We start from the raw sequence: 11,428 nt of genomic DNA on the forward strand, positions 1-11,428 counted from the left end.
CCCCTTTCCCCCAGACCTGCAGGTCGCTGCCATGAAATGTCTCCCGTTGCTGATGCTTGTCCTGTTCGCGCTGCACGCCACCCCGGTGGCCGCCCAGGTACGCGGGGTGACCGTCACTGGCCAGTTCAGGCCGAACGCGTTGAACCCCGGCAATACGGCATTCGAAAACACCACGCCACGCGGCGCCTTCTGCAATTGGCGGCCAACGCAATGTGCCCAGAAGGGGGCCTACATCTTTGATCTGGGGGGAGGGGAGTACTGGCGCAAGTCGGGCCCGCAGACCGGCACGGCGCAGCGCGACACGACGTATGTGCGCTTTCCGGCGCCGCGCACGATCACGTTGCAGGATGTCAACACCGGGCGTACGTTCGACGCGGAGATCAGCTTTGTCGCCATTTCCCTGCGATTGAACTTCGGGCGTGGGGCGGATCCGTGGTACCACGGCATCAGCGGTGGCTGCACCGCGATCCGGGGTGCCGGTGGGTTGGGGTGGTCCAATGGCGGCTGGGGCGTCCGTGATCCGCGCAATCCGCAGGCGTGCTACAGCAATCGTATAAGGGACGGGCGGACCTACGCCTACCGCAACGTCGGCATCGGCATTCAGGTGGCACTTCCCAATGCGATGACCCTGCAGGATGGCCGCTATACGGCGCAGGAAACCTGGACCACCGGCGGCGCCGATGCCGACATCGACCTGGGCGACAACATCACCGGCACCACGGCGATCCGGATGAACTTCGTCTTCGATGTGATACATGATTTCCAGGTGCGCTTTTCCAGCGAAACACCGCGCGTGCCACTGGTGCCGGACGGCGGCTGGTCGCAGTGGATCAACCATGGGAAGGTGCCCGCACGGCTGCGCCAGGCGCTGCCGTTCCACCTCACCTCGTCGATGGATTTCAGCATGAAGCTGCGCTGCGAACATGCAGCCGGCAGTGGCTGTGGCATCCGCAATGCAGCCGATGACGTGGTGGTGCCCGTGGACGTGGACGTGACCATTCCGGGCATGCGCAATCTGAAGGACGGACGCCCCGCACAGGACACGCCGCTATCGGCCGACGACGCGCTCGCGCCGCGCTTCAGCCCCGAGGGGTACCTGATGCAGCGCCGCTCGACGCTGCGGTTCACGGCCAACCGCGCCGCCGTGGAGACGATCGTGCAGCTGCCCGGCTCGCGCTGGGACGGGCAGATGACCGTGGTGTTCGACGCGAATCCTTGAGTCGACCCCACTACCCGCTGCATCCCGTTCGGTCGCTGCCCTCCCGCCAATGGGCAGGGAGGTTTAGATAGGGCCTGCGAATACGCAGCCGCAGGCCAACCCATACCGCAGCGAAACGACGGCGCGCGCTGTCGCGTTTGCCCTTTGAAGCGCATCCCCCCTTACCGTGATGCTGTGGGTCACCTCACCTCGGCTGCCCACATGCGCACGCTTGGATGCTCCCACAATCCCGCCATTGACGGCATGCGCGCGCTCGCCGTGCTGGCCGTCATCGTCTTCCATGTCGATGCCCCGCTGCTGCCGGGCGGCTTCACCGGTGTGGATCTGTTCTTCGTCATTTCAGGCTTCGTGATCAGCCAGTCCCTGGCGGCACGGGGTGACACGCCACCGGGTACGTTGCTGCTCGATTTCTATCGTCGCCGCGTGCTGCGCCTGTTGCCCGCGCTGCTGCTGATGCTGGTGGTCACGTTCGTGCTGTCGGCGTTGCTGATTCCGCGGGCATGGCGCAATGAACAGTTCGACCAGACCGGCATGGCCGCGCTGCTTGGCCTGAGCAATATCGTGCTGGCGGGGCAACAGGACAGCTACTTCTCGCCCGGTGCAGACCTCAATCCGTTCCTGCATACCTGGACATTGGGCGTGGAGGAACAGTTCTACCTGGTCTTTCCCGTGCTGTTCATCGTCTGGATGCGCGGTCGCCAGCGCTTCCCTTCGTTGCGCTGGCTGCTTCCGGTCGTGTCGCTGGTGTCTCTGGTGTTGGCGGCATGGCAAAGCCGCGTTGCGCCCACCACTGCCTTCTATCTGCTGCCCGCGCGCCTCTGGGAACTGGCCGCTGGCGCGCTGCTGTATCAATGGATGACGGCCCGTGGCGGTGCGCCGCGCGGACGTCGGCTGGCATGGCCAGGGGGGGCGCTGTTGGGCGCAGGCGTGGTGCTGGCACCGTCGCTGCCGCTGCCCTTCCCGGGGGTGGCCCTCACGGTGATCGGCGCGCTGCTGCTGCTTGCCGCGGTGTCTGCAGAGGGTGCCGCCACGACCGGGTACGCGCGGTTGCTGTCATGGGGGCCGCTGACCTACCTGGGCCGCATCTCGTACTCGCTCTACCTCTGGCATTGGCCCCTGCTGGTCCTGCTGCGTTGGACCTACGGCCTTCAGGGGGCAGCGCTGTGGCTGTACCCGATCCTGCTTCTGCTGGTGGCCTCGGCGTCCTACCGCTGGGTGGAAGTGCCGCTGCGCCGCGCCCCCGCGCTGGCTGCAAAGGCCCCCGCCAGGGTGCTCGCGATGGCGGTGCCGGTGGTGGCCGGCGCCGCGTTGCTGGCCTGGAGCATGGTGAACTTCCACGAGCAGATATCGCTCAGCAGCACCCGCGACGGCGACGCGTGGCAGGCACGCAAGTACCCTGCATGGCGGCCGCTTGACCCGGTGGACGCGCCCGGGCTGGCCGGCCGCCGCCTGTTCGTCGCCGGTGACTCGCATGCCGCCGCGTATCGCACCCTGACGTCGATGGTGGCGCGGCAGACCGGCATGGAGGTGCGCCAGGACGATCAGGGTGGGTGCGGCATCGTCAATCTGCTGCGCGCGGCCCCGGCCGACTGCCGGTCCTTCGCCGAGCGGGCGCTGTCCCGCATCGAGGCGCAGGCGCGACCGGGCGACATCGTGCTGCTGGCATCGCTGCGCATGCCCGAGCTGCGCGGCCGCGACTGGGGCAATGGCGATGCGGTGGTGTTCCAGCAGATGCTGGCAGAGCGCACGCCGTCCGATGCCGCCGCTGCGCGCGCCGAGGCGGAGCGGGTGCTGGACAGGCTGCAGCGGCTGGGCGTGCACGTGGTGGTGGATGCGCCGTTGCCGCTGTTCAAGGCGGGGGCGTATCGCTGCACGGACAGATTCAACCGGATGAATCCAGCCTGCGCCGGCGGGCTGGACATGGCGCGCGCCGACCTGGAGCTGCTGCGTGCACCGCAGCTGGAACTGCTGGCCGCGCTGAGCGACCGCTATCCGTCGTTGCACGTCTGGGATCCGCTACCGCTGTTGTGTGGCGCGCAGACGTGTTCGGCCATGGACGGTGACCAGCCGCTGTTCTTCGACAACGATCACCTGAGCGGTCACGGCAACCGCGTACTGCTGCCGGATTTCCGCACCACGCTGATCGACATCACCCAGCGCGCACCACGCACCGTAGAGCCGGGCTCTGCCCGGCTGCCGTAGAGCGGGGCGCCATCCGGCTGCCATCCGCGCCCGCGGCATGAACCCGCATCACCCCGGCGGCAGCACCTTGCCCGGGTTGAGGATGCCGTCCGGATCCAGCGCGTGCTTGATCGCCCGCATCGCCGCCAGCGTGGCGGGGGAGAAGGCCTGGGCCATGAAATCGCGCTTGGCCAATCCGATGCCATGCTCGCCGGACAACGTGCCGCCGAGTGCCAAGGTCAGTTCAAAGATCTTCGGCAGCGCGGCATGCGCGCGCGCGTTCTCGTCGGCGTCGTCGGGGTGGTACAGGATGTTGACGTGCAGGTTGCCGTTGCCGGCATGGCCGAAGGTGACGATGGTCAGCGTGTACTCGCGCGCCAGCGCCTGCACGCCGGCCACCAGGTCCGGAATACGCGACACCGGCACCACCACGTCTTCGTTGATCTTGCCCGGGGCGATGCTGCGCAGCGCAGGCGACAGCGCCTTGCGCGCGGCCCAGAGTTTCTCGCGTGCGGCCCCTTCCATCGCCACGTCCAGCGCCAGCAGGCCGTCGCCCTCGGCGGCGGTGGCCAGTGCCTGCAGCAGGTAGGGCAGCGTGTCGTGGTCGCCGTCGGCTTCCACCAGCAGCATCGCGCCGGCCTCGGGCACGTCGGCGCCATTGCGACGCAGCAGCGCCAGGCTGCGCGCGTCCATGAATTCCAGCCGCGTGGGCACCACCGGTTGCGCCATCAGGCGCGACACGGCTGCGGCGGCGGCATCGGCATCGCGGTACAGCACGCGCAACCCGGCCTGGGCGACCGGCAGCGGGGTGAGCTTGAGCGTGGCTTCCACGATCAGCGCCAGCGTGCCTTCGCTGCCGACCAGCAGGTGGGTGAGGTCGTAGCCGGTGGCGTCTTTGGTGTAAGCGCCGCCGCAGTGGATGAGGTCGCCTGCGCCGGTGACCGCCACCAGGCCGAGCACGTTGTCGCGGCTGGTGCCGTACTTCACCGCGCGCGGGCCACCGGCATTGCACGCCAGGTTGCCGCCGATGCTGCAGATGTCGGCGCTGGACGGGTCCGGTGCCCAGAACAGGCCGTGCGGCATCAGCGCCTGCTGCAGGTCGCCGTTGAGCACGCCCGGTTCGACCACCGCGCAGCGGTTGCCGGGCTGGATGTCGAGGATGCGCGCCATGCGCGCGAACGACAGCACGATGCTGCCGTTGACCGGCACCGCCGCGCCGGTGGTGCCGGTGCCCGCGCCGCGCGCCACCAGGGCCACGTGGTGCGTGCGGCAGGCGCGGACCAGCGCCACCACCTGCTCGCGGTCACGCGGAAACGCCACGCCGAGCGGCAGCTGGCTGCGCCAGGAGTTGTCCTGCGCATGGGCGGCCAGTGCCGCGTCATCGGTGCGCCACCCGTCGTCGCCCAGCAGGGCATGCACGGTGGACAGGAAGGCGGCGGGCAGGGCGGGGGGGGGCGACATCAGGCGTTCCGGGAATTCACAGGGGCGCGTTGGATCAGCCTCCAGCCGATCACGGCGGCGGCCAGCGGCAACCACACCCAACGCAGTTCAGACACAACGGTGGCCAGCCCGCGCGCGCTGAAGAACTGCCCGGCGAACGGCGATACGCGGATCGGGCGCCACGGCGCGAACAACCGCTCGCCACTCCATGGCCACCACAGGGCAACCCCGAGACCGCCGGAGGTGAACGCGTCCAGCAGCGGGTGCGACAGGGCACTGATGCCAACGAATGCGGCGGCCTGCACTGCACTGGCGCGCAGGCGCGTATGCAGCAGGGCAGCGAGCACGGCCAGCACCGCGGCAAACACGATCGAATGACTGGCCCCGCGGTGGCCGAAGCTGTCGGCATAGGGAATGTGCAGCGCGAAGGCCAGCACATCCGCGTCGGGCAGCATCGCCGCGACCACGCCCGCGGCCAGCAACGGCGCGGCGATGCGACCGCGATCCGCGGCGCACCACAGCGCCAGCGGAATGGCGGCGTGGGTGAAGATGGAGGGCATCAGCAGTCGTCCAGCCGGAACGCGTCGCGCAGCCAGTTCAGCTGCGGGGGCTCGCCACTGGCTTCAACCACGTCGAAGCGGCAGGGCTGCTCGGCCAGCCAGGGATGGGACTGCAGAAACAGCTGCGCGGCGATCACCAGCTTGCGTCGCTTGCGCAGGTCCACCGAAGCCGCGCCGCCGCCGAAGCGGGCAGTGGCGCGGTAGCGCACTTCCACGAACACGACGACATCGCCGTCGCGCATGATCAGGTCGATCTCGCCCCGGCGATACCGCGCGTTGGTGGTGACCGGACGCAGCCCGGCCTCACGAAGATGGTGCTGTGCGGCGGCTTCCACCGCCGCACCGCGTACCGCGCGCCCGGTGGGCACGTGGCTCAGTTGCTGCTGGCGATCGGCATCGGCCGGCCACCGCTGAAGGTCGACCATGCCGGCACCCGCAGTACGTTGCCGTTGCTGTCCAGGAACAGGGTGCCGGTGGCGCCGGCCAGGCCGCCTTCCGTCGCGACCTTGTCCAGGTAGGCGCTGATCTTCCAGGCATCGAAACCGAACGCGAACAGGCGACCGGAGGCACCACGCGCCGAGGGCAGGATCTGCCCGGCCGTGGAGGCCGCCGGCAGGCCGGGCACGCCACGCACGTTCCAGGCTTCGTTCGGATAGACGATGCCGTCCAGCGCCATGTCTTCTTCCGGCTTGCCGGCACCGACGGTCAGCTGCGAGGTGCCGACGCGGCTGGCGCCACCGGCACCGGCCAGCGCCAGCTGCGGGGTCAGTGCACGCGCCTGCGGCGCCTTCACTGCCAGCAACACACCGTCGATGGCGCCGGCCGCACGCACCTGCGCGCCAATGTCGCCGACCGTGTCGCTGACGCCGATGGTGGCCACCACCTGACCACCGCGCTGCGCGAAGCGCTCACGGAAGGCGGCGGCGGCACGGCGGCCGTTGTCATCATTGCTGTGGATCACCAGCACCTTGCTGCGCTCACGTCCGCGCAGGTACTCGGCGGCGATGATGCCGTCGTCTTCCGGGGCCAGCGAGAAACCGGCGCTGCCCGCCGGCGGGGTGTCCTTGCCGCGGTTCAGGGCCAGCACCGGCACCGGCAGTTCGCGGCGGCCGAACACGGCATCCACTTCATCGCGGCCGAGCGGGCCGACGATGAAATCGGCACCGGCGGTCACCGCCTTGTCGTAGGCGGCCACGGCACCGGCGGCGGTACCGGCGGTGTCGATGAACTGGATGTCCGGACGGCGGCGGGTTTCACCGTAGTAACCGCTGAGCAGGCCATCGCGGACCGGCTGCGCGGCGGTGGCCAGGCGGCCACTGAGCGGCAGCAGCACGGCCATCTTCACGGGCGGACGATAGCCATCGCTCATCGCCGGCGGGCGCTTGCTGGTATCGAACTGCGAGGCGCCTTCGCGATCGAACGGACGCGGCAGCGGCAGGCCCCGGGCGATCAGCGCACGGCCGGCGAAGTTGTACAGCGGCTCGTTGGCCGGCAGTGCCGCCGCGCGGGCGCGCAGGGTGGCATCGTCCAGCGTGCCGAGCAGGCCGGCGATGGCCTGCTGGTTGTCGCTGCGCGCCTTGCCGGAGAGCGCGGCGTGCGCACGGGCGCGCTCAAGCGCGGCGCCGAGGTTGTCGCCGGTGGCCTGCAGTGCGTTGGCGCGCGCCAACTGCCAGCGGGTACGCAGCGAGGGGGTGACCGCGTCGGCCGATTCTTTCAGTGCGGCCAGCGCCTGGGCCGGCTGCTTGTCGGCCAGCGCGAGTTCGGCCGTGGTCAGCTGGTAGCGCTGGAGGCTGGCGCCACTGAGCTGGCGCGCAGTGACCTGGGCCAGCAGCGTGCGGGCGCGGGTGGCATCGCCGGCTTCGTGCCAGGCAAAGGCGGCATCGGCCAGGGCGGCGCTGCGGGCACTGCCGCGCAGGGTGTTGGCCAGGGCTTCCAGCTGGACCGCCGCATCGCGCGGCTTGCCCTGCTCGATCAGCGCCAGGGCCTGGCTCTGGGCCGGCGAATCCGGCGCACTGGTGAAGCTGGTCGTGGCGCAGCCGGCAAGCAGCATCAGCGACAACGAAAGGGCGGAGATCCGTACGACGGGCTTGTTCATGATCAGGTCCATTCGATGGGGGCAGCGGCCGTGGCCGGGGAACGGTACGATTCTACCCTTGACCACGGAAGAGCCGCTGATGAGTGCTGTCCCCACGCTGTATGTCGTTGCCACCCCGATCGGCAACCTCGCCGATCTGACACCGCGCGCGCAGGACGTGCTGCGTTCGGTGGCCGCGATCTGCGCCGAGGACACCCGCCGCAGCGGCCAGCTGCTGGCCCACTTCGGCATCCAGCAGCCGTTGGTGGCGCTGCATGACCACAATGAAGAAGCGTTGTCGCAGCGGATCGTGGCGCGCCTGTTGGCCGGGGAGTCGCTGGCACTGGTCAGTGATGCCGGTACCCCGCTGGTCAGCGACCCGGGCTACCGGCTGGTGCGCGCCGCGCGCGAAGCCGGGATCAAGGTCAGCCCGATTCCCGGTGCCTGTGCGGCGATCGCGGCGCTCAGCGTGGCCGGCCTGCCCAGCGATCGCTTCACCTTCGAGGGTTTCCTGCCGGCCAAGGCCTCCGGCCGCCGCGAGCGGCTCCATGCGCTGGCCGGTGAAACCCGCACGCTGGTGTTCTACGAATCCTCGCACCGGATCACCGAATCGCTGGCGGACATGGTCGCCGCGTTCGGGCCCGAGCGGCCCGCGGTGCTGGCGCGTGAGCTGACCAAGCTGTTTGAGACCGTGCTGGATGGTGATCTGGCCTCGCTGCTGCAGCAGGTGGAAGCCGACGACAACCAGCGCAAGGGCGAATTCGTGGTGATGGTGCAGGGCGCGGCCGACGATGAGGAGGCTCAGTTGGCCGCCGGCCGCCGCATGTACGCCAAGCTCAGCGAACACCTCCCGCCGTCCACCGCAGCCAAGCTCGCCGCCGAACTCACCGGTGCCCCCAGAAAAGCCCTGTACGGCGGTTGATCGGCCGGTCGCGCCACCCCACGGGTGGCTGCACGCGGTGCCAAAGAAGGTAGAGCCACCCCATGGGTGGCTGCACGCGGTGCCAAAGAAGGTAGAGCCACCCCATGGGTGGCTGCACGCGGTGCCAGAGAAGGTAGAGCCACCCCATGGGTGGCTGCACGCGGTGCCAGAACGTGAGGCAGCCACCCATGGGGTGGCTCTACCGCGCGTGCAGATTGAATGCCGCCCCACGCCAACCGTCTGGAGGCACAGCCCCCTTTAGTAAAGGGGGCGCGGCGACAGCCGCGGGGAATTGGGCGCTGGTGGCCCGGGGCCCAAGGTGTGCGCTGCAAACCTTGGGGCTTTTTTCGTCATGACGAAAAAAGCGGCGGAGCCGGCCGATAAGCCGGGTTTTGTCGTGGACAGTCATTCCTCTAGGCGCTACGTCACCGCAGCGCTCAAGCAACCTACCCGGACCCGACGCGGGCCACGCCATTAGGTCCCTATTTGGTCTTGCTCCAGGTGGGGTTTGCCGTGCCGGTCTGTTGCCAGACTCGCGGTGCGCTCTTACCGCACCATTTCACCCTTACCGGCTTCCCGAAGGAAACGTAGGCGGTATCTTTCTGTTGCACTTTCCGTCGGCTTGCGCCGCCCAGGCGTTACCTGGCACCTTGCCCTATGGAGCCCGGACTTTCCTCGGCATCCGCAAGGGATGACGCGACTGTCTGGCCGACTCCGCCGCGCGCATTGTCCCACATCCCGGCATGCGGAGGGCGGGCGATCACCCCGGTGTTCGATACTGCCCGGCCGAGATGAACTGCGCGAAGCGTTCGCACCACACCACCACGGTGGTGAATTCCTCGACATCCACGCCCGGTGGCACATCGACCAGGAATCGGTTGAAGGTCTTCACCTCGCCGATCCGCACGGCATCGGTCTTGATCCGTTCAAAGCCGGCCTTGGTATCGACGAACTCGCGGGTCAGATACACCTTGTAGTCGGGCCCCGGGGCGATCTTGCCGGTGAACGCGACCTGGGTGGCGCTCACGCTCAGTGCGCCGTCGGCCCAGTGCAGCGCGTCGCTGCCTTTCTGGTCGCGGTGGAAGGTGGCGTGGTAGCGGGCCTGTCCCATCGCGTCCTGTACCTGTTGCACCGGCGGATCGTCGGGGGCGGTCAGGATCGGCAGGAAGTACACGCCCAGGCCGAAGCCCACGCCAAGGACCAGCAGATGGCTGGCCAATAGAAAGAGGATGCGTCGCATGCAGGTCTCGGGTCCGAAGAGGGCGCGGCGAAGGTGCCGTCCGCCTCATCCTCGTCGCGGGGTGTCCGGGGTCAAGCCACGGCCGATGCCGGCGCCGGCCGTGGCCGGCGCCCGCCCGGGTCCAGCCCGGCGTCATGGCCTGAAATCCGTTGCGGCGCAACGCGTTAAACTTCGGTGAACACCTTCAATCGCGGCTGAAGTGCCCCGTCGCACACCGGCGAAAACGGGCTCGTCGCGTCATATCCCCGCAGCCGGCGCCGTAACCGCCAGCCGCGTCTCGCCGATGCAGCTGCCGTCCGGCCCGAACCGGCGCTCGTGGATGAAGCCCTGGCCGTCGGCATCCAGGGCGATCAGCGTGCTGGCGCGGGTGCCGTACTCCGGGCTGCGGATGAACGCTGCGCTCAGCCAGCGCTCGCGTTCCAGGCCGATGCCGGTGTCGGGCAGGGCGCTGTCGTCGGCCCGGGTTTCATCGGCCAGCGCCGCCCACAGCGGGCCCAGGTCGTCGCTGCCGCTGGTGATCCAGCCCTGCAGGGCGGCGTTCAAGCGCTCCGTCTTGGGCCACGGGGCATCCAGCGGCCCGTTGGACATGCCATGTACGCCGGGCGCCAACGCCTGCCGGCCCGCCGGGTGGTTGCCCAGGAACTGGCAGCTGTCGCGATCGGCCAGCAGCAGGTTGAACGGGGCGAAGTCGGCGGCGCGGGCGGTCAGCCCATCGGCGAAGCGGGCGGCCGGGGCGGTGTCACGCAGGTAGTCGGCTACCAGGGCCCCGCGTGAGGGGCCGGTCTGCCGGGCCAGCGGGTCGCGCACGTTGGTCACCACCGCCATCCGTCCGTCCGCACCGATCCCGGCCCAGGTCCCGCCCGAGCGCAGGTCGCGGCCTGCGGCCACCCCGTCATCCGGCGCGGGCCACCGGGCCAGGGCGGCGGTCGGCCGCGCGTGGAACTCATCGCGGTTACCGACCATCACCAACTGCCAGCGGGGGTGGGTTTTCCAGGCAAGGGCGAGCAGACACATGCCTCACATTGTGCCGGTTCTGCGCAGGGCGAAGGCGATGGCGGCCGGGTCAGGACTGAATACGGGGCGATGTTTCACGCGGCCTCCACAGGCCTGAACTTCGGCGAAATCTCAAAAAATGAGACGAAACAGCAACTTGTGGATAAGCCTTGAACAAGTCTCTAAAGATCGCTGCAAGCCCTTGATGTTCAAAGTGATTTCGCCTTCGCAAAGTTGTTGACAACCCAATCGGCACTGCTAAGGTGGGCATCAGAGGGGAAACCGGGTTTTTTGTGGTTTTTCGTGGTTCAATGTTTCACCAGGCGAAGGAAAGGTGAAAACGTCGTGTTTCAAGGCGAGACGGCCATCACTGTTGACGACAAAGGGCGCATGGCGGTTCCGACCGCGCATCGCGACCTTGTCGCGCGTGTGAGCAACAACCGTCTGGTCCTGACCTACAACCCGTTCGAGTCCGGCTGTCTGTGGCTGTACGCCGAACAGGAATGGGAGCGCGTCCGTGATGACGTCATGTCCAAGCCCAACACGCAGCGCGTCGTGCGCCTCCTGCAACAGAAGCTGGTCGGTTCGGCCGCGCATCTGGAGCTGGACGGCAACGGCCGCATCAGTATTCCCGCCAGCCACCGTGGTGCCGTTGGCATTGAAAAGAAGGCGGTGCTGCTCGGTATGGGCGACAAATTCGAATTGTGGAGCGAGCAGGCTCATCGCGCGTTGATCCAGCAGACGTTGTCTGACGAGGATCTCGGCGATGGGTTGCTCGACCTGAAGTTGTGAGCCGGGG

The 11,428-nt window shown here is 68.5% G+C and carries 10 protein-coding genes and 1 other RNA gene; 4 read left to right on the forward strand and 7 right to left on the reverse strand.

The window, feature by feature from the left end; translation table 11 throughout:
• The first annotated feature begins 31 nt into the window (after positions 1-31).
• The gene (locus ABE571_RS10905) at positions 32-1,219 is read left to right on the forward strand and encodes a hypothetical protein (protein WP_346493704.1); all 1,188 of its coding nucleotides are present in this window, start codon (positions 32-34) and stop codon (positions 1,217-1,219) included.
• Between the two features lie 201 nt (positions 1,220-1,420).
• Positions 1,421-3,421, forward strand: a complete 2,001-nt coding sequence (locus ABE571_RS10910; RefSeq protein WP_346493705.1) for an acyltransferase family protein — start codon at positions 1,421-1,423, stop codon at positions 3,419-3,421.
• 48 nt (positions 3,422-3,469) lie between these two features.
• Here the strand turns inward: ABE571_RS10910 and ABE571_RS10915 are convergent, their stop codons facing one another.
• Genes ABE571_RS10915 through ABE571_RS10930 form a run of 4 tightly spaced genes read right to left on the reverse strand, consistent with a single transcriptional unit; the run spans position 3,470 to position 7,495 of the window.
• Positions 3,470-4,861 (reverse strand): FAD-linked oxidase C-terminal domain-containing protein, encoded by a 1,392-nt coding sequence (locus tag ABE571_RS10915; RefSeq protein ID WP_346493706.1) that lies wholly within the window; start codon positions 4,859-4,861, stop codon positions 3,470-3,472.
• Positions 4,861-5,400, reverse strand: coding sequence for a metal-dependent hydrolase (locus ABE571_RS10920; RefSeq protein WP_346481783.1), 540 nt, complete (start codon positions 5,398-5,400; stop codon positions 4,861-4,863). The genes ABE571_RS10915 and ABE571_RS10920 overlap by 1 nt, the downstream gene beginning before the upstream one ends.
• The gene (locus ABE571_RS10925; RefSeq protein ID WP_313210251.1) at positions 5,400-5,825 is read right to left on the reverse strand and encodes a YraN family protein; all 426 of its coding nucleotides are present in this window, start codon (positions 5,823-5,825) and stop codon (positions 5,400-5,402) included. The genes ABE571_RS10920 and ABE571_RS10925 overlap by 1 nt, the downstream gene beginning before the upstream one ends.
• Positions 5,774-7,495 carry a penicillin-binding protein activator gene (locus tag ABE571_RS10930; RefSeq protein ID WP_313210249.1) on the reverse strand — a complete coding sequence of 574 codons (1,722 nt, stop codon included), beginning with the start codon at positions 7,493-7,495 and terminating at the stop codon, positions 5,774-5,776. The genes ABE571_RS10925 and ABE571_RS10930 overlap by 52 nt, the downstream gene beginning before the upstream one ends.
• Positions 7,496-7,574: 79 nt before the next feature.
• Here ABE571_RS10930 and rsmI point away from each other — a divergent pair, with 79 nt between their 5' ends.
• Complete coding sequence (gene rsmI, locus ABE571_RS10935) at positions 7,575-8,396, forward strand: 16S rRNA (cytidine(1402)-2'-O)-methyltransferase (protein WP_313219986.1); 822 nt, start codon at positions 7,575-7,577, stop codon at positions 8,394-8,396.
• 365 nt (positions 8,397-8,761) lie between these two features.
• On the opposite strand, the gene rnpB is transcribed toward rsmI, so the two are convergent.
• The 3 genes from rnpB to ABE571_RS10950 form a co-directional block, all read right to left on the reverse strand.
• Positions 8,762-9,112: RNase P RNA component class A (gene rnpB / locus ABE571_RS10940), an RNA gene on the reverse strand.
• Positions 9,113-9,156: 44 nt separating this feature from the next.
• Positions 9,157-9,636, reverse strand: coding sequence for a DM13 domain-containing protein (locus ABE571_RS10945; RefSeq protein WP_313210244.1), 480 nt, complete (start codon positions 9,634-9,636; stop codon positions 9,157-9,159).
• 237 nt (positions 9,637-9,873) lie between these two features.
• The gene (locus ABE571_RS10950; protein ID WP_346493707.1) at positions 9,874-10,650 is read right to left on the reverse strand and encodes an NRDE family protein; all 777 of its coding nucleotides are present in this window, start codon (positions 10,648-10,650) and stop codon (positions 9,874-9,876) included.
• 324 nt (positions 10,651-10,974) lie between these two features.
• Between ABE571_RS10950 and mraZ the strand changes: the two genes are divergently transcribed.
• Positions 10,975-11,421, forward strand: a complete 447-nt coding sequence (mraZ, locus tag ABE571_RS10955) for a division/cell wall cluster transcriptional repressor MraZ (RefSeq protein WP_019182494.1) — start codon at positions 10,975-10,977, stop codon at positions 11,419-11,421.
• Positions 11,422-11,428 lie beyond the last annotated feature (7 nt).

This window comes from Stenotrophomonas sp. TWI273, assembly GCF_039674765.1.
Lineage (GTDB): Bacteria > Pseudomonadota > Gammaproteobacteria > Xanthomonadales > Xanthomonadaceae > Stenotrophomonas.